Here is a 21,031-nt window from a genome sequence, read left to right on the forward strand (position 1 = left end):
CACACCGTGCTTACGAACCTGATCATTTACCGAATCGCCGATTCCTGGTCTCCTGACCTGCAGGCCGTCGAGGCCGCCCTGGCCAAGTCGCCGTTTGCTGAGTGCGGCGCCACGCAGGAGCGCAGCGCCGGCTGGGTGCCGCCGCGCGGCGAGCCCCATGGCCCGCTGGCCGAGTCCGTGGCCAATCAGTGGGTGATGCGCTTCATGACCGAGGCCAAGATGCTGCCGGCCAGCGTGCTCAACCGCCGCGTCAACGAAAAGGCTGCCCACATCGAGGCCACCGAAGGCCGCAAGCCCGGCAAGAAGGAAAAGAAGGACCTCAAGGACGAGGCCAAGCTGGACCTGCTGCCCATGGCCTTCACCAAGCAGGGCGCCATGTGGGTCTGGCTGGACCCGCAGGCCCGCACCCTGGTGCTGGACACGGGCAGCCAGGCGCGCGCCGATGAGGTGGTCAGCTCGCTGGTGGAGGGCCTCACAGGCTTTGCGCTGGCCCTGGTCGATACGCAGACCAGCGCCCAGGCCGCCATGGCGCACTGGCTGACCACGCAGGAGAGCCCGGCCGGTTTTTCGATTGACCGCGAATGCGAGCTCAAGGCCGCCGACGAATCCAAGGCCGTGGTGCGCTACGGACGCCACCCGCTGGACATCGCCGAGGTGCAGCAGCACATCGAGCACGGGAAACTGCCCACGCGCGTCGCCATGACCTGGGACGACCGCGTGAGCTTCGTGCTGACCCAAGGCCTGCAGCTGCGCAAGGTTGCGATGCTGGATGTCGTGACCGAATCCAAGGATGGCGATGGCGGTTTCGATGCCGACGTGGCGATCACGACGGGCGAGCTGTCGAAGCTCATCCCCGCCCTGATTGAAGCGCTGGGCGGCGAGGGTCGAACAGGCGTGGAGCAAGCCCTGCCGGCATCGCTCGCTGCGTCGTCCGAGCCAGCCGCGCACTATGAGGCGGACGGCCCGGACCCGATTTATCAGCAGGCGGCGGGACTGGTGCACCAGCACCTCAAACCGTCGATCTCCTTTTTGCAGAGGCACCTGCGCATCGGCTACAACCGCGCGGCCCGTCTGCTGGAGCGCATGGAGAAGGAGGGCGTGGTTTCCGCGCAGGACGCTGATGGCCGTAGGTCTGTCCTCCCAGGACAAGGACATGGCGTGAAAGCCGTTGGAGCTCCTGGCCTGCAGGCAGGTGATGTGCCGTTCTGACATGGCCACCGCCTCCGAAAAGGTCTGCACCACCTGCGGCGAGCCCTGGCCCGCCGACGTGGGCTTCTTCCGCGCCCTGGTCAAAAGCCCCGACGGGCTGGCCGACCAGTGCAACGCCTGCGTGTGTGACAAGTACCGCCGCTATCGCATCCGCAACCCCTCCCGCCCGCGCGCCACCGATGTGCTCGCCAGCATCTGGATGCAGCGCCCGGGGGCCACTGCCTCGACAGCATGAACCAAGACACCGAACACCAGCCTACACGCGCCGAGCGCGATCTGCCGGCCGCGCGCCGCGCCGCCGAACGTGCCCGTGCACTGTGGTGGGAAGAGCAGAAGCCCACGCACTGCTTCGGCTGCGGCGCTGAGCTGCCCGACGACCACCGCCGCGGCGATTCCCTGCCCTGCGGGCATTGAAGCTATACGTGCAAGCGCTCCAAGAACTTAGAGCGCACACGCACCTGAGTGCCTGCGTGCTCCGGCTCCTCCACTTCCACCAGCAGCATGTGAAACCGGGCTGCATCGTCATCCGACGGCGGTGGCCCTGGCGGAGCCAAAGCGCCGACTTCGTAGACGGAGACCCCTGGGTCTTCGCCCTCGCGCCTTACAAGAAGAACTCGCCGAACGAACTGAACATCGGCGAAATCGAGTTCCGCTTCGGTGATCCGAACATCCATAGCCCCCGCTCCTTCATTGCTCCAGTGTTGATTGGTGGGAGCAAATTTACCTCAACAGCGCCACAGCGCAATCCATGACCATGACCTCTACATATCAGGACCTACTGGCCCGCAAGGCCGAACTCGAAGCCCAGATCGCAGCTGCTCAGGCAGAGGCCAAGGCACAAGCCGTCGCCGCGGCCCGCGCGCTGATCCAGGAGCACGGCCTGACCGCTGCCGATGTCTTCCCGGCCCAGGGCAAGAAGGCCAAGGGCAGCGTGAGCGCCCCGAAGTATCGCGACCCCGCCACCGGCGCCACCTGGACGGGCCGCGGCAAGCCGCCGAACTGGATCAGTGGGAAGGTCCGGGAAAGTTTCCTGATCATTTCCTGAGGGTATGAGCACAGGGCGCGAGAAGCGCTCCCTCCCGAGGCTTTTCGCTGCCCCTGATGCGCTTCTACATATAGGTAATTGTTGTTACCCAAACGGTTTTACTCAGCAAATCAGAGTAGTGTGAAAAAGTTGGTCATTTTCGGTCAACGCGCACAGGACCGGAGGTCCACATGAAATTCAAAGACACAAAGGATTCATTAAACCGTCGCCATAAATCCTCTCTTCCAGATGTTGATAGTCATGCTGTATCTAACGATGACTATTTCCGCACTCCTGACCCGCCACGCAAAAAAATGCGCAGCGACTGGGACACGGAATCGCTGATAGATCTGGATGCTGGTGTACAGCAGGAAACACCTCCGCCCTACCTTAATGGGCGATGATTGGAGTTCAATATGCTTTCGCAACCTCGCACCCCTTGGGAAGTCTTCTGGGATTCTGTCAAGAGTATCTTTTCTCCAGGCGTCCAGATAGAAGCGATTGATAGCAAAAAGAAGAGTGATTCGTTATCGAGAGAGGATCGGAGGATTTATGAAGAAGAAAAGCAAATAAATCGAGATGCCTAATTAAACAAATAGAAAATCTTCGTTAGCCAAATCAAAGCCACTAAATAGTGGCTTTTTTTCGAGGCATGAGCACAGCGCATGGGCGCTGTCCTGATACCTCCCCTTCCAAAGCCAGCCACCGAGCTGGCTTTGTCGTTTCTGGAGCCTCCCATGAACCAAACCCGCCTGGGCTCGCTGATCGAGACCCTGATGAACGTGGCCATCGGGCTGCTGGTCAGCATCGTGGCAAACGCCCTGGTGTTCCCCCGATTCGGCTTCGCGCCCTCAGCAGGGGAGAACGTGGCCATCAGCCTGATCTACACAGCCATCTCAATCACTCGCCAATACGTGCTGCGCCGCTGGTTCAACGCCAGGCTGCAGCGCGCGGCCGCCCGGATGGCTGAGGCGGTCAGCGCATGAGCAAAGTCACATCCCCCGCCCTGCGCTACAACGGCGCCAAGTTCCGGCTGGCGCCCTGGGTGCTCCAGCACTTCCCCGAGCACCGCTGCTACGTCGAGCCCTTCGGCGGCGCGGCCGGCGTGCTGCTGCAGAAACCCCGGGCCTACGCCGAGGTCTACAACGATCTGGACGACGACATCGCCAACTTCTTCCGCGTGCTGCGCGACCCTGGCCAGTCCGAACGGCTCATCCAGTTGCTGCACCTCACGCCATACGCGCGGGCCGAGTTCGACCTGTCTTATCAAGACTGCGACGAGCCCGTGGAGCGCGCCAGGCGCACCGCCGTGCGGGCATGCATGGGCTTTGGCTCGGCCGGCGCCACCAAGGGCGTGACGGGGTTTCGCATCGACACTGCCCGGCCCTACGGCACGGCACAGCACCTCTGGAGCCGCTACCCAGGCCAGCTGCCGCCCATCATCGAACGCCTGCAGGGCGTGCTGATCGAGAACAGGCCCGCGATCGAGGTCATGCAACAGCACGACACCGCCGACACGCTGCACTTCGTGGACCCGCCCTATGTCTTCAGCACGCGCTCACTGCGCAACGTGGCCCAGGGCTGCTACAGGCACGAGATGACCGATGAGCAGCACTTGGAGCTGCTGGCCGTGCTGCGCAGCCTGCAGGGCATGGTCGTGCTTAGCGGCTACCCATCGGCGCTGTACGAGCGCGAGCTGGCCGACTGGCAGGTCCACACCACGGGCGCCCGCATCTCTGCCGGCCGTGGCACAGCGGTCAAGACCGAAGTGCTGTGGCTCAACGCCGCGTGCCAGCAGCGCCTGGCCACGCCGCCCGCCATCCAGCAAGCGCTCGGGATCTAGTCAGACCTCTCCCAGGGCTGACCGAATGAATTGCTGCCCATAGGAAATGGCGTGCAGCCGGGCAAGGTCCGCCGTCTTGTGCCCCTCGTGGCTCACTATCCTTCGCGACATGACCGTCTTCACCAGGGGCTGACCTTCTGGGTGGTGGTCAATCCGAAAAAATCCGGCCCAGCCACCTTTTGGCATTCGCTCCGCATCGGCATACACCCAGTATTCCCCCTCACGCCAGGGGTTCAGACTCACCGGTTCGGTGCTATTGCTCATGGTCGATCCTCCATTTGGAGCTCAGATCCTACCCCCTCCACTTCACCCTAAGCCCGCCCCTGAGCGGGCTTTTCTGTTTCTGAGGACCAGCATGCTCACCCCTCAATTTCTCCTACCACTCGCGGCCAAGCTTGTGATCGATCTGTTTGCCGGCGGCGGCGGCGCATCGACAGGCATCGAGCAGGCCATCGGCCGCCCGGTCGATGCCGCCGTCAACCACGATGCCGACGCCATCGGCATGCATGAAGTCAACCACCCGCAGACCAAGCACTACCGCGCCGACATCCGCGAGGTGGACCCGCTGTCCGTGACCAAGGGCGAGCTGGTGGGCCTGCTGCACGCATCCCCGGACTGCACACACCACAGCCAGGCCCTGGGCGGCCAGCCGCGCAATGGGGAAATCCGGTCGCTCGCGTGGATCGTCATCCGCTGGGCCGGCAAGACCCAGCCCGACGTCATCACGCTGGAGAACGTCGAACAGATGATGCAGTGGTCTCCGCTGATTGCGAAGCGCGATCCCGCCACCGGCCGCGCCATCACGCTGGACCGCATCACGGACCCTGCCACGGGCAAAGCCACCTTCCGCGTGGCCGAACCCGGCGAGGTGGTGCCGCGTGGCAATCAGTTCCTGGTGCCGAACCCCAAGCACAAGGGCCGCAACTGGCGCCACTTCATCCAGGCGCTGCGCGACCTGGGCTACAAGGTGGAATGGCGGGTGATCTGCAACGCCACCCTGGGCTCCCGCAGCACCCGCACACGACTCTACCTGATCGCGCGCCGCGACGGCCTGCCCATCGTGTGGCCGGCGCAGACGCACTGGAAGAACCCGAAAGCGGGCCAGAAGCCATTCCGCCAGGCAGCGGAGTGCATCGACTGGAGCATCCCCGGGCAAAGCATCTTCGGGCGCAAGAAGGAACTGGTGCCGGCCACCATGCGGCGAATCGCCCACGGCCTGGACAAGTTCGTCCTGAACAGCCCCCAGCCGTTCATCGTGAACATGGCCCACGGCGGGAAAATCGAAAAGCTCGACCGACCCATGAGCACCATCGCCACGGAAAAAGGTGGCTGCCGCGCCCTGGTGTCGCCCACCCTGATCCAGATGGGCTACGGCGAAGCCAAGGGCCAGGCCCCGCGCGTGCTGGATCTGTCCCACCCCCTGGGCACGGTCATGGCCGGCGGCATCAAGCACGCCGTCAGCGCGGCATACCTGGTGCAGGCCGGGCACGGCGAGGGCAAGGACGGCGGCAAGCGCTGGAGCCACGGCTCCAACGACATCCGGGGGCCGCTGGGCACCGTGACGGCCAGCGGCGGCGGGCAAAGCCTGGCATCCGCGTTCATGGTCCAGGCCAACGGTGGGTTCAACAGCACACCGGCCCGCGACCTGCGCGACCCCGTATCGACCGTGACCACCAGCGGCAGCCAGCAACAGCTGATCGCCGCGCACCTGTGCACGCTGCGCAGGAACAGCGTGGGCCGCGACATGCGCGAGCCCGTGCCTACCGTCACGGCCGGGGCCGAGCACCATGCCCTGATCCAGTACCACCTGTCGCCCGAGCAGGAGGCCGGCGCCCTGCGCTGCGCCGCCTTCCTGATGCGCTACCACGCCAGCGGTGGCCAGTGGGCGGACCTGCGCGACCCGATGACCACGATCACCACGCGCGACCGCCTGGCGCTCGTGACCGTGTGGCTCAAGGGCGAGCCCTGGGTGATCGTGGACATCACGCTGCGCATGCTGGTGCCTCGCGAGCTCTACAACGCCCAGGATTTTCCCCCTGGCTACGTCATCGACCGGACGGCCTCTGGCAAGCCCCTGACGAAAACCGCCCAGGTGCGGATGGTGGGCAACTCCGTGAGCCCCGTGCCCATGCGGCAAATCGTCTCGCTCAACTCACCCGAGTCCACGGCCTGGCAACTGCGGCGGGCCGCCTGACCCCTCCAACCCGGCCCGCCACGCGCTGGCCGCCGCCATGACGCGGTTCTACGAGCGCGCCCACGACAACAAGGAAACCTGATCATGGCCAGCAAGAAGCCCAAGAACTGGCGCGACAAGCGCGCGCCGCTCCCCGACAACGACGAACCACCCACCTGGCCCGCACCCGCGGGCCTTTTCACGCCTGGCACCAGCCGCAGGCACTGGAGGAACAAGCCATGACCAAGAAAGAAAAAATCGAAGCTGCCAGCGGCGGCGATGCGCTGGCCATCGTGACGATGCGCCCCATCTCGATCAGCCTTCAGGAGGCAGCGAGGGCGGTGGATCTGTCCGAGTCGCAGATACAAAAGCTGGTGCAGACCGGCGATTTCCCCAGGCCTCGGCAGCTCAGTGCGCGCCGCGTGGGCTTCATCGTTGCAGAGGTGGAGGCCTGGGTGATGTCGCGGCCACCATCCGAGTGCCTGCCGGCGCCAGACAGCGGCTACGGCCGCGCAGGGAAGCCCGGCAAGTCAGCCCCACCACCGCCTGGCTAAGCGGGCAGGCCCTCAAGCTTGCGCACGGCTTGGTACAGCCGCTTCACCCAGACTTGCTTCTGGGTATCGAAGGTGTGTAGGTTGTAGCTGGCCACCATGACCCCGGGTTTGTGGCCGATGATGGCCTCGCCCACATCCTCCGGGCAATCAATTGCGCTGAGCAGCGTGCGCGCAGTGCGCCGCAAGGCATGGGGCGACCAATCCACCACAGGACAGATCAGGCCATCGCCGGCACGCCGCTTGGCCTTGGCGGACTCCGGCATCAACGAATAGACGTAGCTGGAGAACGTGTTGCGGTGGTACGGCCGGAACTTCCCACCCCGGCCTGTGAAGAACAACCATCCCTCCCATGCTCCGGCTACGCGGCGCTGCACGATCTCCAGCGCTTCACCGAACAGCGGAACACGGTGGTCCACAGTGTCTGCATCCCGTTCCATCTTGAGCAGGTGGGCGGGGAACGTGATCCACCAGCCATCCTCCTCCTGCGCCACGTACTCAGTGCGCAATGCAAAAATCTCGACACCCCGCATGCCGGTGTAGAGGTACAGCAGCAGCCCATCCAGCGCGCTCTGCGACATATTGGCCCGGGCCCAGGGCAGGAGCTTGCGCAGCTCCGCCTGAGACAGCACCCGGCGCCGAAACCCCACATGCTCCCCCCCGACGATTTTCCCCTTTGAACGCAGTTGGCCCTTGAGAAGGCTACGCCACCAGTTCGGCGCCGCGCCATCGATCTTCCCTGCATCGAGCCCCCAATCCCACGCCTGCCCCAGCAGTGCCCGTAGCTTCTTGGCTGCCGCAGGAAGGTCTCGCCGCTTGTCGAGCACGTCGTAGGCTTGGGCGCGGGTCACGTCACGCGGCGCTGTCCTCGCAAGCTCCGGCTCCTCATCCAGCATTCGCTCCAAAGCGCTCCAAGCCCGGGCCGCGCCCTCGGCTTGACGCAGCCCCGCCAGGTGATCGCGGAAGCCTTCCAGCAGCGCACGCACGGTTGTCGCCACTGCTGGGCCGTTCTTGGCCATGGTTGCTTGGCGACGCGCTGCAACTGGATCAACTCCAGCACTGCGGCCATCGCGCTTTTCTCCCCAAGCCGAAACGGCTTCAGCCAGCGACATCTCCGGCCAATGGCCGAGCCTGACCTGCTTCATGAGGCCAGCAGAATCCTTGTAGCGATAGGTCCAGGTCTTGCGCGATTGGGACGCGACCAATCGCAATCCATCACACCCCTGGACTAGCAGATGCGAGCCTGGCTGAAGCTGCTTTGCGGACCGTGAATCGAATAGCACTAGAATCCCCCCAGAGTCATGGCGTAGGTTTGATTGCCAAAGGCGCAGGGAGCAAAAACCTACGCCAAAACCTACGCCAAAGTCCTAAGTGTAGATAGATTTCGTTGGATGCTAAGTTGAAGTTTTGCGGCAAAAACGGCGCGAGATTTCGAAGAAAAACAAGCACTTAGCGAAGAAATTCGTGCTTTGACAATGACTTATCTAAAGCGGGCGTCGTTCAATGGCAGGACCTGAGCTTCCCAAGCTCATGATGAGGGTTCGATTCCCTTCGCCCGCTCCAGATTTCCTGGAGCAAAGTCCATCAGTCCCGGATACACATCCGCCACTGATATCCCACGGACCGCCTTCCGCGCGGGCCCGATCTCTCCCGCCTCCGACCTCTCCCCGCTTTTCTCCGCGACATTTTTTCGCTCCCCCGCAACGGATCCGTGCTGCCCGCGCGTTGAACGCAATAAGGCCGCCTGATGTGGCCGATGCAGGAGTCTTTCATGTCCTCATTGCGTTTGACTGTTCGCCGCGCTATCCATCCGCTTGCGCTGGCGCTTGCCGCCGGCAGCCTGGCCGCGCTGGCCGGCTGCGTGGTAGCGCCTGTTGCGCCCGTGGCGCCTGGGCCCTATGTGGTGCCGCCGGGCGTCGCCTATGTGGCGCCTGCCTATCCGATGCCCAGCGTCGGCTTCGTGTGGCAATACCACCCGCGCTACGGCTGGGGCTGGCACCATCCGGTCTACGGCTGGCATCGCGGCTGGCGTTGAGCCGCGCGACGCTGGCTGCCCCGCCACTACACCGATGCCCTTTGGCTGAAATCGATGACCCGGATGCCGACCTGCTGGCGAGACTGGCCCGCGGTGAGCCGCAGGCCGCCCGCGAACTGGTGGAGCGCAAGCTGCCACGCCTGCTGGGTCTGGCCCAGCGCCTGCTGGGCAACCGGGCCGAGGCTGAAGAGGTGGCGCAGGAAGGCCTGGTGCGCGCCTGGCAGCAGGTGGGCCACTGGCGGCCGGGCCAGGCCCGCTTTGACACCTGGCTGCATGAGGTGGTGCTCAACCTGTGCCGCGACCGGCTCCGCCGGCGCGCGGTGCGGCGCGAAGAAGCGCTGGACGAGCACGCCGAAGCCGCCGCCTTCGCCGACCCCGGCCCCACACCGGAGCAGCAGCTGGACCACGCGCAGCACAGCGCCCGGGTCGCCGCTGCCCTGGATGCATTGCCGCCGCGCCAGCGCGAGGCGCTGGTGCTGCACTACTACCAGGCGCTGCCCCAGGCCGAGGCGGCAGCACTCATGGGCGTCTCCGTGGATGCCCTGGAAAGCCTGCTGGCCCGTGCGCGGCGCAGCTTGCGCGCCCGCCTGCAGGACGCAAGCACGAGCGCAATCGCCGCACCCGCAGACCCTGGAGGATCACCGCCATGACGCCAGATCGCTTTGAACAATTGGCCGACGCCTGGGGCGCCGACCTGCGGCGCTGGCCGGCACAGGAGCAGGCGGCGGCACGCGCGCTGATGGAACAGCCGACCTTTGCGCCTGCGGCCCGGGCCTTGCTCGCCCGTGCGAATGAACTCGACACGCTGCTGGGCAGCCATGCCGTCGCGCCCCCCAGCGCAGCGCTGGCAAGCGCGGTGCTGGCCGGTTTGCAAGCTTGCCCAGGCCTGGCGACTGCGCCAGGCCAACCATCGCCACATGCATGGCCGCAGCCCCGTGGTACCGCGCCCGCACGGCCGGTGCGCGCCAGCGGCCGCAAGCCCTGGCATGGCTGGTGGTCCGGCGCCAGCATCGCCGGTGCGGGCCTGGCCGGTGTGGCCGCAGGCGCCCTGGCCGTGGCCTTGCTGATAGGCACGGCCTTGCCCACGGCCCGGCCGGCACAGTCCGAAGGCGGCTGGTGGCCGGGCACCGCCTTCGACACGGGCGGCGCCTTGGTGGAAGGAAGCGAGGAATGACGATGAACGAATCCCCCATCGGCGATGCCCCCCGCACGACGCACCTGCGCCGCTGGCTGTGGGCCTCTGCCCTGCTGAATCTGTTTCTGGTGGGCGGCATTGCCGGTGGCACCTGGCGCTGGTGGGCACACCAGGCCGAGGCCAGGTCGATAGCCACATCCATGCAGACAGGAACACCCACCGGAGCACCGGCAGGCGGCTCCCCGGCCACTGCGCGCGGACTGCGCTTTGCCGCAGACGGTCTGCCGCCCGAGCGGCGCCAGGCCTTCCGCACAGGACTGCGTGAAGTGCGGCGCGAGGCTGCTGCGCTGACCCAAGGCAGCCGCGAAGGCCGCGCCGAGGTGGTTCGACTGCTGGCTGCGCCGCAGTTCGATCGCGCTGCCGTCGACGCTGCATTGGCACGCACCCGGGCCGCCGACACGGCGGTGCGCGAGCGCGTGGAAGCGCACGTGGTCGACTTCGCGGCCCAGCTCACGCCGGCCGAGCGACAGACACTGGTGCAGGGGCTGGCAGCGCAGCAAGGCCCCTTCCATGTGCCCGCATCTCCGGCCAGGCGCTGAGGAGCACAGGACACGCCCGCCACGCCCGCGATTTTTCGAGGTGAAGCCATGAATTCTGCCGCCATCGTCCTGAACCGCTTCGGCCTGGGTGCCCGCCCTGACGACGCACTGTCCGCCGACCCGCAGCGCTGGCTGCTGGACCAGTTCGCGCGCTACCAGCCCCAGCCCCCTGCCTGGGCCGGTCACACGGACACGGACGCGCTGCTGTCCGACTACCAGTCCCGGCAGCGCGAGCTGCGCAGCCTGCCTGAAGACCAGCGCGCCGCCGCCCGCCAGCAGTTGCGCCGTGGCGCACGCAGCGGCTACCTGGACGCAGTGAACGCGCGCCTGGCCAGCGCCATCGACACACCCGCGCCGTTTGTGGAACGCCTGGTGCATTTCTGGTCGAACCACTTCGCGGTCTCGGTGGAAAAGCCTGTGGTGCTCGACCTGGCAGGCGCCTACGAGGCCGAGGCCATACGCCCGCACGTGCTGGGCCGATTCGAGGACCTGCTGCTTGCCGCCGTGCGCCACCCGGCCATGCTGGTCTATCTGGACCAGGCCCAGTCGGTGGGACCCGCCAGCCCCGCTGCACAGCGCGCCGCCCGGCGCAACCCGGACAAGACACGCGGCCTGAACGAAAACCTGGCACGGGAAATCATGGAGCTGCACACCCTGGGCGTGCGCAGCGGCTACACCCAGCAGGACGTGACCGAGTTCGCCCGCGCGCTCACCGGCTGGAGCCTGGGCAATGACGCAGGCAGTCCGACCGCCAGCGCTGGCTTCCAGTACCGACCGGCATTGCACGAGCCCGGACCGCGCCGCCTGCTGGGCCGCAGCTATGCCGCAGGCGGGCAGGAGCAGGCGCTGGCCATCCTGCGCGACCTGGCGGCCTCCCCCGCTACCGCGCTCCATGTCGCGACCAAGCTGGCACGGCACTTCGTCGCCGACGATCCGCCGCCCGCGCTGGTGCAGCGCCTTGCGGCCGCCTACCAGCGCAGCGGCGGGGACCTGCCAGCCGTCTACCGCGCGCTGATCGATTCGCCAGAACCCTGGGCCGCGCCAGCCACGAAGTTCAAGACACCCTGGGAATGGGCCGTCTCTTCCATGCGCGCACTGGGCCGGCGCGAGTTGAAGGGTGCTCAGGCCGCCGGCCTGTTCAACCAGCTCGGCCAGCCGGTGTGGCGCCCCGGTTCGCCGGCCGGCTACGACGACATCGCCGCCAGCTGGGCTGCGCCCGATGCGCTGGTGCGCCGTGTCGAGCTGGCGCAGCGGCTCGCAGCCCAGGCCGGCAACAGCGTCGATGCGCGCGCGCTGGCACCCCGATTGCTGCCCGGCGATGCACTGGGCGCGGGCACGGCCGAGGCCATTGCCCGATCCGAAAGCGGCAGCGGCGCACTCGCGCTGCTGCTGGTCTCGCCCGACTTCCTGCGCAGGTGAACACCATGACCACGATCCATACGACCGCCACGAACATCGCGACCAGCACGGCGATCGCGGCCACCACGATGGCCAGGCGCAATCGCCGACATTTCCTGGGCCTGCTGGCCGCAGGAACCGGGCTGGCACTGGCCGCGCCCCACCTGGCGCTGGCGCGTGCTGCCACCGAGCGCCGCTTCGTGTTCATCATCCAGCGCGGCGCGGCCGACGGGCTGGAGACCCTGATTCCCTATGCCGACCCCGGCTACGCCCGCCTGCGCGGCGCCATCGCCGTGGACACGGCTGCGGCCACGCGGCTGGACGGCATGTTCGCGCTGCATCCCTCATTGGCCGAGACCGGCAGGCTCTACGCCCAGGGCCAGGCGCTGTTCGTGCACGCGGTCGCATCGCCCTACAGCGACCGCTCGCATTTCGACGGCCAGAACGTACTGGAAACCGGAGGCAGCGCGCCCTACCAGGTCAAGGACGGCTGGCTCAACCGCCTGGTCGCCCAGTTGCCGCACCGGGAAGAGGCCATTGCCTTCGCGCCCACCGTGCCCATGGCGCTGCGCGGGCCGGCGGAAGTGGCCTCCTACGCGCCTTCCTCCCTGCCCCAGGCCAGTGACGACCTGCTGCTGCGCGTGGCCAGGCTCTACGAGGGCGATGCGCAGCTGCATGCTCTCTGGACTTCCGCCATGGACACGCGCGGCGTGGCCATGGACGGTGGCAACAACCGGCCGCGCCTGGATGGCGCCAGCCTGGGCAAGCTGGCAGCCGGCTTTCTTGCCCGCCAGGACGGGCCGCGCATCGCCATGATCGAAACCGGCGGCTGGGACACGCACAGTGCACAAAACAACCGGCTGGCGGCCCAGCTCAAGAACCTCGATGCACTGATTGCGGCGCTGCATGACGGCCTGGGCGATGCCTGGTCGCAGACCGTGGTGCTGGTGGCCACCGAGTTCGGCCGCACGGCCGCGGCCAACGGCACCGGCGGCACCGACCACGGAACAGGCGCCGTCGCCATGCTGATGGGCGGCGCGGTTCAGGGCGGCCGCGTGCTGGCCGACTGGCCTGGCCTGCAGCCCGGCCAGCTATTGGAGAACCGGGATCTGAAACCGACCACCAGCGTCGATGCGCTGATTGCCTCGGCAGCCGGCGAGTGCTTCGGCATCGACCCGCAGCGGCTGGCGCGCAACCTGTTCCCCCAAGGCCATGCCCTGCCAGGCGGTGCCCCGGCGCGGTCGCTGCCGCCATTGCTGAGAGCCTGAACGCGGGCCCCACGCCAACATGAAAAAGGGCCGGCGCCTCAAGGCGGCCGGCCCTTGTGTCATGTGCGCAAGATCTGGCGAGATCTGACCGGCGGCCGCGCAGTGGCCGCTCAATGCCTGCTCAGTGGCCAATCTCACGGCTGACCTGGTTCTCCTGCTGGTTCAGCACATGCTGCTCGCTGCGCGTGATATGACCGCCGTTCTGGCTGGCCATGAGGCGTTCTTCCTGGCGGATCTTGCGGTCCTGCTGGTGCAGCGCAGCCGCCTGGCGATGGCTGATCTCGCCCTTGCGCACTTCGTTGTGGATGCGGCGGTCCTGGTTGGCCAGGCGGCCGTTGACCTCGGCACGGCGCGGATGGGCCTGGTCCCAGGTGGCGGCGGATGCGGCGCTGCCGAGGCCGGCCAACGAAGCAGTGGCAATGACGAGCATGAAGGCTTTGCGCAGGGACATGGTGTTTCTCCTTGAAAGGATGTGGATGGACGTGGCTTGCAGAAAGCCGATGTCGGCTTGCCACATCACTTCAACGCACGGCCAAGGCCAATCCGTCGCGGATCAAGCAAGTCCATCGTCCATCCGGGGCCGTGCACGCTACATTGGCAAGCACCGTATCCGTCCCACCTCACCAGGCAGCATGCAGCACACCCTCTCTTGCGAGAACACCACCGAAGACATCCAGCTGAGCGCCGTGCGTGTGCGGGGCATGAGCGTCTGCGATGGCTTCGCACGCATGCACATGGATCTCGAGGCCAGGGGCTCGCCCGATGCACTGGACGTGATGCACCACTTCTTCAACTACCACTGGCTCAACGACCTGGACCTGCCCTATCTCGCCGCGCTTCTGGATCTGCGCAATCCTCAGGTGCGCGCCGTCAGCCTGCGCGAGGACGGCTGGGCGCAGATGGAGACGGACCAGCGCCAGGTGCGCATCTGCAGTACCTACGGCGACTCACCCTGTGCCCTGATCGCCTGGGAAGAGTTCAGCGCGGCCATGCAGCTCAAGCACCGCTTTCTTGGCCTGATGCGGCGGTATGAGGGACACGGCATTCCTCGCTACAGCGTGTCGGAAGGCTTCAGGGTCCGGCTTCACGCGCCCGGACTTGAGGGGGCCCGCGCACAGGGTCGGTGATCGATGCGGGCCATGCTCGCTCGCATTGCTCAGCTACGGCGCCTCATCCTCCGCGCCCTCGGGCCCTACCCACCAGGCCCAGCTTTCTTCCTCGTCGGGCACGGGCAGTTCGCGGGTCTGCACTGCGTCGATACGGCGCCCGGCGCCACCGGCTTGCCATGCGTTGAGCAAGGCATCGACGGCGGCGCGGTCCACTGCGGCGATGCCCAGGTTGCGATCGGTCTGCCAGGACGGTTCGCCCTCGCGTGGCGAAGCTTCCTCGGCATGCTGGTGGGGCGTGCCGTAGCTGCAGCGCATGCAGTAGTGGCGGATGCTGGCCGTCCAGTCCTCGGCATAGCCGATGCCCCGGGCTTCGGTACCCAGCAATTCCTGCAAGTCCTGCGCATTGGCGCAGGTGATGAAGACCACGAAGGTCTGGAATGCCGAGGGCTCCAGCCGCTGCAGCTCGTTGAAGACCGGCACTTCGCGCTGGCCGTTGAACCGCTGGCCGGTGGACGCGCCGTCGTGCAGCACGATGTCGCCGAAACGATGGCCGCTTTCGGGCAGCGGCACATTGAGCAACTGGGCGCGCACGGGGTCGATGCGGCGCATGAACACGGTCTCGCCGCCCTGCCAGGGGTGCAGGCGCACCACGGCCACGCCGTAGTCACCCTCGATGGGGCCCTGCTCGCCGGGCACCTGGATGCCGCAGGCCTTCCACAGCCTGCGCGCCGTGGCCCAGTCGGACAGCGCCGTGGCCGCGATGGCGCCATTCCAGAGGCTGGCTTCATCGTCTTCGCCCGCCAGTGCAATCGCGCGCAGGTTGTGGTCCAGCGATGGCTGCCAATCGCGCTGGTACTTGCGCGCCAGGCCCAGCATGTAGTGGTAGTGGCGGTTGTCCGGCATGTGGGCTGCCAGCGCCTCGAAGGCCTGGGCGGCCTCGGCCAGCGCGCCGCATTCCATGTCGGCATAGGCCTGATCGTGCAGGGCTTCGAATTCGTCGGGTGTGGAGGAGGTCACGGTGCTGCGATGGGGCAATGCTGGACAGCGCCAGGCGGCTATCGCACGCCGGGCGACGAGCTGCCCATGTCGACTTTCAGGTCCGGGAAGGAACTGACCATCTGGACCTTGAAGTCGGGGAAGGAGGTGACGATCTTCCACTCCCCGCAACTGTCTGCAAAGGAGTCCACCACCTTGACCTTGAGGTCCGGGAAAGAGCTGGTGGCCTGGACCTTGATGTCGGGAAAGGAGTGCACGATCTGGACCTTGCCGTAGAGGCGGATGCCTTTGTAGGTGCAGTTTTTCTTGTCGAAGTCTGCGGCGTGAACGAAGGCCGGCAGTGCGAGACAGGCAAGGACAAGGCTGAAACGCGGCAGAAGTGGCATATGCGACAAGGGAGTGGGTCTTGAGAAACAAGCCAGGCCATGGCTTGCGGCCGCCCGCATACTAGCAGGCCGACCCACCCCTGCGAATGACGTCCCGCACATGCCGTCCATCCGTCCTCTGCGCCCCCTGCTGTTGCTGTTTCTGGCGATCTCGGTCGAGGCGCTGGCGCAAGCGCCAGCTCCCGAACCTGTCACCGCGGCTGCGTCTGCCACTGCATCCGCCGATGCTTCCGTTTGCAGGCACCGGGCCGACACCGCCTGCCTGCAATCCTTCAACCTGCCCGGCGATGCGGGGCGCATGCGCTACTACGCATCGCAGGCGCCGGGGGCCAGCAACGGCGCCATGCCCCGGTCCGCGCTGGTGGTGATGCACGGGCATCCGCGCGATGCCAACCGCAGCTTCGAGGCCGGCCTGCGGGCCGCCGAAGGCGCGCAGCGGCTGCAGGACACCCTGGTCATCGCCCCGCTGTACCAGGTGCCCGAGGACCAGGCTGCGCATTGCCACAGCCGTGGCGTGCCAGCAGCCGGGAGCGCAGACGCGGTATGGACCTGCGCGGGCTGGCTGGCCGGCGAGCCCTCGCTGGGGCCGCATCCGATAGGTTCTTTCGCCGCGCTGGATGCGCTGGTGGCCGAGCTCGTGCAGCGCTGGCCCGGCCTGCGCAGCGTGACCCTGGCGGGGTTTTCGGCTGGGGCGCAGATGCTGCAGCACAGCGTGGCCTTTGCAGCCGATGCGCCGGGTTCCGTGACCTTGCGCTATGTGATCGCCGATCCGGGCACCTGGCTGTATTTCGATCCCGTGCGGCCACAGCCGAAGATGGCCGGGCAGAGCACCGACTGGGCAGCCTGCGGCACAGGCGCGGCGTTTCCGGGGGCGTGCAGCTATGTCTTCCAGGTGCCGCCCGCCGCCAGCGCCTGTCCAGGCCATGACCGCTGGAAGTACGGCCTGCAGGACCTGCCCGGCCACCTGGGGCGCAATGCGGCTGCCGCGCGGGCCCGCTATGCGGCCGCGCAGATCGACTACCTGGAAGGCGCCCTGGACAGCAGCGCGGACAAGGGGGCGTTCTATCCCATCCTCGACAAGTCCTGCGCCGCCATGCTGCAAGGCCCGTTCCGGCTGCAGCGAGGCCACGCCTTCGCGGCCTACGAGCGCGAGCTGCTGGCGCCGCAGCGGCCACGCCGCTTCGTCGTGGTGCCGGACTGCGCCCATGATGTGGCTTGCGTGCTGCCGTCCCTGGCCGCGCGGCCCCTGCTGTTTCCACCAGCGCCCTGACCCTGCAACGGAGTGCCCCCATGACCCCCACCACCGAACAAAAGCGCGCCACCTTCCACGCCCTGCACCGCCAGGGCTGCTTTGTACTGCCCAATCCCTGGGATGCGGGCAGCGCCCGCATGCTGCAGGGCCTGGGCTTCAAGGCGCTGGCCAGCACCAGCTCGGGCCATGCCTGGTCGCTGGGCCAGCCCGATGGCGCCATCTCCCGCGAGATGACGCTGGAGCATCTGCGCAGCCTGGTCGCGGCCACCGATCTGCCCGTGAATGCGGACTTTGAAAGCGGCTTCGGCCTGGACCCGCAGGAGGTCGCCGAAAGCGTGCGCATGGCCGTGGACACCGGCGTGGCGGGCCTGTCCATCGAAGACTCGTCGGGCGATGCAGCCAACCCCTTGCGCAGCATCGAGGAAGCCGTGGCCCGGCTGCGCGCCGCCCGTGCCGCCATCGACGAGGCCGGTGGCGGCACCTTGCTGGTCGGGCGTGCGGAGAATTTCTTCGTGGGCCGGCCCGATCTGGACGACACCATTGCCCGGCTCAAGGCCTATGCCGAGGCCGGCGCTGACTGCCTGTACGCACCCGGCATCCGCAGCGCCGAGCAGATCCGTGCCGTGGTGGCGGCCGTGGCACCCAAGCCGGTGAATCTGCTGATCGGAGGGGCCAGCGAATGGAGCCTGCAGGATGCCGAGGCCATGGGCGTGCGCCGCATCAGCGTGGGCGGCGCACTGGCGCGCGCAGCCTGGGGCGGCTTTCTGCATGCGGCGCGCTCCATTGCCGAGACGGGGCGCTTCGACGCGTTCGCCCAGGCCACGCCGGGCGCCGAACTCAATGGCTTTTTTTTTCAGGGCAAGGACTGATCCGCACCGGCCTGCAGCCGCTGCGCGGTCATGACCCAAACCGCGATATCGAGCAGGGCGGCCGCGCGCTCCGCCGGCGGCAGCTGCGGGTCCAGCACGCCGTCCATCTGCCTAGCCAGGGCGCCCCAGCCCAGCAGCGCGCCCTCATCGGCCCAGGCCCGGCCGGCGGCCAGCAGCGGCATGCCCGCGCCTGCCAGGCCTGCGGCCTGCATGTCGGCCAGCCAGGCCTGGCCTTGTGCCAGCCAATGGCGCAGCGGCGCGGTGGTGCTCTCGTTGCTTGCTTTGCTTGAATTGCTCATGGCGCCTTCTCCACACCGACTTCGGCAAGCGGCGGCTTCCAGGCCGTGCTGGGATGGTGCCAGTCCGCGCCGTCCCGCCAGCGCACCGATGCCACGGTCATCTGCAATCGTCCGGCCACGAATTCCACGCGGCCAAAGACTTCCCGCAGCACGCGGCCGCGCGCCAGCTCCCTGCGCAATGCCTCACCCGCCCTGCCCTGCATGCCGTGCAGATCGCCCACCAGGGACAGGGAAGGCCCGGGCACCGGCGACTGCAATGCAATCGTCCAGCGCTGCAGCAGCTCGTCACGCTGCGCCAGGCCGCTGCCGGCCACCTGCAGCCGTGCCCAAAGGGGCGGCTGCTGACGCCAGGGGTCGGCATGCAGCTCCTGCAGATGGCGCTGCAGCAGGGCCTGGGGATCGTCGGCCCCCGGCTGTGCGCCTGTCTCCTGGGCCGGTGCCAGCCGCGTGGCGTCGCGCGCCGACAGGCGGCCATCGTCGCTGGCCCAGCCATCCAGCAGCACATGGGGGCCTTGCAGCAGTTGCCTGGCGGTGAGGCCGCCCAGGGTTTCCGAGTCCAGCGCCCCGGCCGGTTCCCACTCCGGGTCGAAGCCTTCGGCGCGCGATGCGGACCAGGTCAGATACCGACCGCTGGCCGCGTCCTGCAAATGCACGGAAAACCCGCGCTGCCCGCCGCGCGCATGCCATAGCTCGGCTGCCACGGCGTGCAGGCAAAGGCCTTGCACGCGCCGGTAGCTGCGCCTGTGCACGCCCGCCAGTTCGCTCAGGGGCCGTGGCATGGGCTGTTGCGCCAGGCCGCGCAGCAGCATCCACAGCGCGGCCAGCAAGGGCGCCACGCGTTCGGCCGCACCGGCACGCCCTGCGCGCTCGTCACGCAAGGCGCGTACCAGCAGGTTGAGCACGCTGGCAGGGCGCGGCAGGTCGGCCTGGCGCAGTTCGGTGGCCAGCGCTTCGCCCTGGTCCAGAAAGGCAGGGCTCATGCCTGCACGGCCCTGCAGTACCCAGCCGGTCAGCCATTGGCGCGCCTGGGCCAGCCGCTGCAGTGCGCCGGCTTCCAGCACATGCGCCGGCAGCTCCGGCATGGGTGCGCCCGCCAGGCGCCGGGCCTGCAATGCCACCAGGGCGCGGTGGGCGCAGGCCGCTGCCTTGCAGCTGCAACTGGCCGCCGCCAGGCCACCGGCACGCGGCAGGCGCACGGTGACTTCGTCGGGGTTGGACAGTTCGCCAATCAGCGTGGCCGGGGCCTCTTCTAGCACCGCCTCGAAGCCCTGGGCCATCCAGCGCAGGGCCTTGCGCTGGGCGGCCATTCCAAAGGCCTGGGCCACGGCGCCGGCATCGCCGTCGAGCCACGGGGCAGCGGGCGCCTGGGCCATGCCATCGGCCGGGGTCTCGTGGGCCAGCCGCGCCCGCAGGCCCAGCAGCAAGGCGCACAGATGGTGGCAGGGGCCAAAGGCGGGGCAGCTGCATTGCAGCGTGGCAAAGCCCGCGCCGGCCAGGGTCTGGACATGGCCTTCGATGCCGGCGCGGGCCTGGTTGGCCGCCAGTTCCCACTGCCCTGCATCCACCGCCGCCAGGGCCTTGCCCCCGCGCTTGAGCAGGCCCTTGTTGGCCCAATCGGCAATGGCGTCATCGTCCAGGGTGCGCAGCCATTCCTGCATCATGAGGATCGCCCTCCCTGCATGGCACGTGCCAGCCAGTCCACCAGATGGTCGGGCGTCATGGCGGCAACCTGGGCGCCGCGCGCCACCAGTTGCGCGGCCAGGTCGCGGTCATAGTCGGGGTGGGCGCGGCGGTCGAGCGCAGCCAGCACCAGCACGCGGGCGCCACTGGCAACCAGCCGCTCTGTCTCGGCGATAACGCGGGCCTCGTCATGGCCTTCGTACAGGTCGGTGATCAGCACGATCACGCTGCGGCGCGGCGCGGCAAGCTGCCCGGCCACATGCGCCAGTGCCGCGCCGATGTTGGTGCCCCCGCCCAGTTGCGCGCCCAGCAGCAGCTCTTCGGGCGCATGCAGCTGGCCGGTGACATCGGCCACCGCATCGGAGAACAGCAGCACATGGGTGCGCAGGGCGCGCACGCGCGCAAAGATGCTGCCCATGACGGCGCTGTGGATGACGGATTCATGCATGGACCCGCTCTGGTCCACCACCAGCCACAGGTCCCAGGTCAGGCGCTGTGCTTCGTTCTCCCTGAAGAACAGGCGCTCCAGCACCAGCACCTGCTCCTCGCTCTGGTAGTGGCGCAGGTTGTGGCGCAGGGTGCGCGGCCAGTCCAGATCGCTCATCTGCCCCTGGCCCCGGCTGCTGCGGCGCCTGCGCCGCCGCCCCAGGGCCGAGTGCACGCGCGAGGACAGCCGCGCCTGCAGATCGGCCACCACGCGCGCCACCAGCCGGCGGGCCTCGGCCAGCACCTCGGGGGGCAGGCTGGTGCGCACCGCCATCAAGGCGGCCACCAGTTCGATGCTCGGCGTGGCCTCGGCCAGGACCTGGGGATCACTGAGCAGGCCGTGGAGCCCATAGCGCGACAGCGCATCGCGCTGCAGCGTTTCCACGGCGCTGCGCGGGAACAGGTCGCGCACCTCGCCCAGCCAGTGCACGGCCTGCGGCTCAGGCACGCCGCTGCCGCCCTGGCGCGCGGACTGCCCGCCCCCGCCCTGCCACGCATCGGTGCCCGAGGCGTTCGCCTGCTCGCGCAGGTGGTGCTCGCGCTGGTAGAGATAGTCCAGTGCCGCGTCGCGGCGCGCATCGGCGTCATCGAGCGGCTGCGCGGCAGCCAGGGGCTGGGCGGCTTCGGGCCCGAGGATGAGGCGCCAGCGCCGCAGGGTGGCGGCATCGATTGCCTGTTCCTGCATTGGCGGCTCGTGCATTGGCGGTTCGTGCATTGGC

27 protein-coding genes and 1 tRNA gene are annotated in these 21,031 nt (G+C 67.8%); 20 read left to right on the top strand and 8 right to left on the bottom strand.

Annotated features, from left to right (window positions below):
* Positions 1–6 precede the first annotated feature (6 nt).
* The 7 genes from INR38_RS09400 to INR38_RS09430 all read left to right on the top strand — a co-directional run bounded on the left by INR38_RS09400 (position 7) and on the right by INR38_RS09430 (position 4,076).
* A complete protein-coding gene (locus tag INR38_RS09400; RefSeq protein WP_207475912.1) occupies positions 7–1,209 on the top strand; it encodes a recombination-associated protein RdgC in 1,203 nt (400 codons plus the stop codon).
* 1 nt (position 1,210) lies between these two features.
* On the top strand, positions 1,211–1,444 hold the full coding sequence (locus tag INR38_RS09405; protein WP_207475914.1) for a hypothetical protein: 234 nt from the start codon (positions 1,211–1,213) through the stop codon (positions 1,442–1,444).
* Entirely contained in the window at positions 1,441–1,623 is a 183-nt protein-coding gene (locus INR38_RS09410) for a hypothetical protein (protein WP_207475916.1), read from the top strand. Before INR38_RS09405 ends, INR38_RS09410 begins: the two co-directional genes overlap by 4 nt.
* Before the next feature lie 340 nt (positions 1,624–1,963).
* Positions 1,964–2,254, top strand: coding sequence for an H-NS histone family protein (locus INR38_RS09415; protein WP_207475943.1), 291 nt, complete (start codon positions 1,964–1,966; stop codon positions 2,252–2,254).
* A gap of 170 nt (positions 2,255–2,424) precedes the next feature.
* Complete coding sequence (locus tag INR38_RS09420) at positions 2,425–2,637, top strand: hypothetical protein (protein ID WP_207475918.1); 213 nt, start codon at positions 2,425–2,427, stop codon at positions 2,635–2,637.
* Between the two features lie 333 nt (positions 2,638–2,970).
* Positions 2,971–3,219 (top strand): hypothetical protein, encoded by a 249-nt coding sequence (locus tag INR38_RS09425; protein WP_207475920.1) that lies wholly within the window; start codon positions 2,971–2,973, stop codon positions 3,217–3,219.
* On the top strand, positions 3,216–4,076 hold the full coding sequence (locus INR38_RS09430) for a DNA adenine methylase (protein ID WP_207475922.1): 861 nt from the start codon (positions 3,216–3,218) through the stop codon (positions 4,074–4,076). The genes INR38_RS09425 and INR38_RS09430 overlap by 4 nt, the downstream gene beginning before the upstream one ends.
* Here INR38_RS09430 and INR38_RS09435 read toward each other — a convergent pair whose 3' ends face one another.
* Entirely contained in the window at positions 4,077–4,340 is a 264-nt protein-coding gene (locus INR38_RS09435; protein WP_207475925.1) for a hypothetical protein, read from the bottom strand. It abuts the gene before it with no gap.
* 91 nt (positions 4,341–4,431) lie between these two features.
* Here INR38_RS09435 and INR38_RS09440 point away from each other — a divergent pair, with 91 nt between their 5' ends.
* The 3 genes from INR38_RS09440 to INR38_RS09450 all read left to right on the top strand — a co-directional run bounded on the left by INR38_RS09440 (position 4,432) and on the right by INR38_RS09450 (position 6,803).
* Positions 4,432–6,270, top strand: coding sequence for a DNA cytosine methyltransferase (locus INR38_RS09440; protein WP_207475927.1), 1,839 nt, complete (start codon positions 4,432–4,434; stop codon positions 6,268–6,270).
* A gap of 84 nt (positions 6,271–6,354) precedes the next feature.
* A complete protein-coding gene (locus INR38_RS09445; protein WP_207475929.1) occupies positions 6,355–6,492 on the top strand; it encodes a hypothetical protein in 138 nt (45 codons plus the stop codon).
* Positions 6,489–6,803, top strand: a complete 315-nt coding sequence (locus tag INR38_RS09450; RefSeq protein WP_207475931.1) for an AlpA family phage regulatory protein — start codon at positions 6,489–6,491, stop codon at positions 6,801–6,803. The genes INR38_RS09445 and INR38_RS09450 overlap by 4 nt, the downstream gene beginning before the upstream one ends.
* On the opposite strand, the gene INR38_RS09455 is transcribed toward INR38_RS09450, so the two are convergent.
* On the bottom strand, positions 6,800–8,083 hold the full coding sequence (locus INR38_RS09455) for an integrase arm-type DNA-binding domain-containing protein (RefSeq protein ID WP_207475934.1): 1,284 nt from the start codon (positions 8,081–8,083) through the stop codon (positions 6,800–6,802). The two genes, INR38_RS09450 and INR38_RS09455, sit on opposite strands and share 4 nt — an antisense overlap.
* A 206-nt stretch (positions 8,084–8,289) precedes the next feature.
* Between INR38_RS09455 and INR38_RS09460 the strand changes: the two genes are divergently transcribed.
* The 7 genes from INR38_RS09460 to INR38_RS09490 all read left to right on the top strand — a co-directional run bounded on the left by INR38_RS09460 (position 8,290) and on the right by INR38_RS09490 (position 13,235).
* Positions 8,290–8,363 (top strand) — tRNA-Gly (locus INR38_RS09460).
* Positions 8,364–8,571: 208 nt separating this feature from the next.
* Positions 8,572–8,835: a hypothetical protein gene (locus INR38_RS09465; protein ID WP_207442804.1), complete on the top strand. Its 264-nt coding sequence runs from the start codon at positions 8,572–8,574 to the stop codon at positions 8,833–8,835.
* A 41-nt stretch (positions 8,836–8,876) separates the two neighbouring features.
* Positions 8,877–9,485 (top strand): RNA polymerase sigma factor, encoded by a 609-nt coding sequence (locus INR38_RS09470; protein WP_012206016.1) that lies wholly within the window; start codon positions 8,877–8,879, stop codon positions 9,483–9,485.
* Complete coding sequence (locus tag INR38_RS09475) at positions 9,482–10,009, top strand: hypothetical protein (RefSeq protein WP_207442805.1); 528 nt, start codon at positions 9,482–9,484, stop codon at positions 10,007–10,009. Before INR38_RS09470 ends, INR38_RS09475 begins: the two co-directional genes overlap by 4 nt.
* A gap of 2 nt (positions 10,010–10,011) precedes the next feature.
* Positions 10,012–10,569 (top strand): periplasmic heavy metal sensor, encoded by a 558-nt coding sequence (locus INR38_RS09480; RefSeq protein WP_242699020.1) that lies wholly within the window; start codon positions 10,012–10,014, stop codon positions 10,567–10,569.
* A 48-nt stretch (positions 10,570–10,617) separates the two neighbouring features.
* On the top strand, positions 10,618–11,988 hold the full coding sequence (locus tag INR38_RS09485; protein ID WP_207442807.1) for a DUF1800 domain-containing protein: 1,371 nt from the start codon (positions 10,618–10,620) through the stop codon (positions 11,986–11,988).
* 68 nt (positions 11,989–12,056) lie between these two features.
* Positions 12,057–13,235 carry a DUF1501 domain-containing protein gene (locus INR38_RS09490; RefSeq protein WP_207442868.1) on the top strand — a complete coding sequence of 393 codons (1,179 nt, stop codon included), beginning with the start codon at positions 12,057–12,059 and terminating at the stop codon, positions 13,233–13,235.
* A gap of 121 nt (positions 13,236–13,356) precedes the next feature.
* On the opposite strand, the gene INR38_RS09495 is transcribed toward INR38_RS09490, so the two are convergent.
* Complete coding sequence (locus tag INR38_RS09495; RefSeq protein ID WP_207442808.1) at positions 13,357–13,686, bottom strand: hypothetical protein; 330 nt, start codon at positions 13,684–13,686, stop codon at positions 13,357–13,359.
* A 181-nt stretch (positions 13,687–13,867) separates the two neighbouring features.
* On the opposite strand from INR38_RS09495, the gene INR38_RS09500 reads away from it, so the two are divergent.
* Entirely contained in the window at positions 13,868–14,362 is a 495-nt protein-coding gene (locus tag INR38_RS09500; protein WP_207442809.1) for a hypothetical protein, read from the top strand.
* A gap of 33 nt (positions 14,363–14,395) precedes the next feature.
* Here INR38_RS09500 and INR38_RS09505 read toward each other — a convergent pair whose 3' ends face one another.
* A complete protein-coding gene (locus INR38_RS09505) occupies positions 14,396–15,361 on the bottom strand; it encodes a hypothetical protein (protein ID WP_207442810.1) in 966 nt (321 codons plus the stop codon).
* 38 nt (positions 15,362–15,399) lie between these two features.
* Complete coding sequence (locus tag INR38_RS09510; RefSeq protein ID WP_225971107.1) at positions 15,400–15,726, bottom strand: hypothetical protein; 327 nt, start codon at positions 15,724–15,726, stop codon at positions 15,400–15,402.
* A 100-nt stretch (positions 15,727–15,826) separates the two neighbouring features.
* Between INR38_RS09510 and INR38_RS09515 the strand changes: the two genes are divergently transcribed.
* Both INR38_RS09515 and INR38_RS09520 read left to right on the top strand, forming a co-directional pair.
* Positions 15,827–16,996: a hypothetical protein gene (locus INR38_RS09515; RefSeq protein WP_207442811.1), complete on the top strand. Its 1,170-nt coding sequence runs from the start codon at positions 15,827–15,829 to the stop codon at positions 16,994–16,996.
* A gap of 20 nt (positions 16,997–17,016) precedes the next feature.
* Positions 17,017–17,847, top strand: a complete 831-nt coding sequence (locus INR38_RS09520) for an isocitrate lyase/phosphoenolpyruvate mutase family protein (RefSeq protein ID WP_207442812.1) — start codon at positions 17,017–17,019, stop codon at positions 17,845–17,847.
* On the opposite strand, the gene INR38_RS09525 is transcribed toward INR38_RS09520, so the two are convergent.
* The 3 genes from INR38_RS09525 to INR38_RS09535 are packed head-to-tail and all read right to left on the bottom strand — an operon-like array spanning position 17,832 to position 20,997.
* Positions 17,832–18,146 (bottom strand): hypothetical protein, encoded by a 315-nt coding sequence (locus INR38_RS09525; RefSeq protein ID WP_043821378.1) that lies wholly within the window; start codon positions 18,144–18,146, stop codon positions 17,832–17,834. The two genes, INR38_RS09520 and INR38_RS09525, sit on opposite strands and share 16 nt — an antisense overlap.
* The gene (locus INR38_RS09530) at positions 18,143–19,807 is read right to left on the bottom strand and encodes an SWIM zinc finger family protein (RefSeq protein ID WP_207442813.1); all 1,665 of its coding nucleotides are present in this window, start codon (positions 19,805–19,807) and stop codon (positions 18,143–18,145) included. The genes INR38_RS09525 and INR38_RS09530 overlap by 4 nt, the downstream gene beginning before the upstream one ends.
* Positions 19,804–20,997, bottom strand: coding sequence for a VWA domain-containing protein (locus tag INR38_RS09535; protein ID WP_199960394.1), 1,194 nt, complete (start codon positions 20,995–20,997; stop codon positions 19,804–19,806). Before INR38_RS09535 ends, INR38_RS09530 begins: the two co-directional genes overlap by 4 nt.
* Between the last annotated feature and the right edge of the window lie 34 nt (positions 20,998–21,031).

The sequence above is a fragment of the Delftia sp. SD018 genome, from assembly GCF_017355445.1.
In the GTDB taxonomy this organism is placed as follows: domain Bacteria; phylum Pseudomonadota; class Gammaproteobacteria; order Burkholderiales; family Burkholderiaceae_C; genus Comamonas; species Comamonas acidovorans.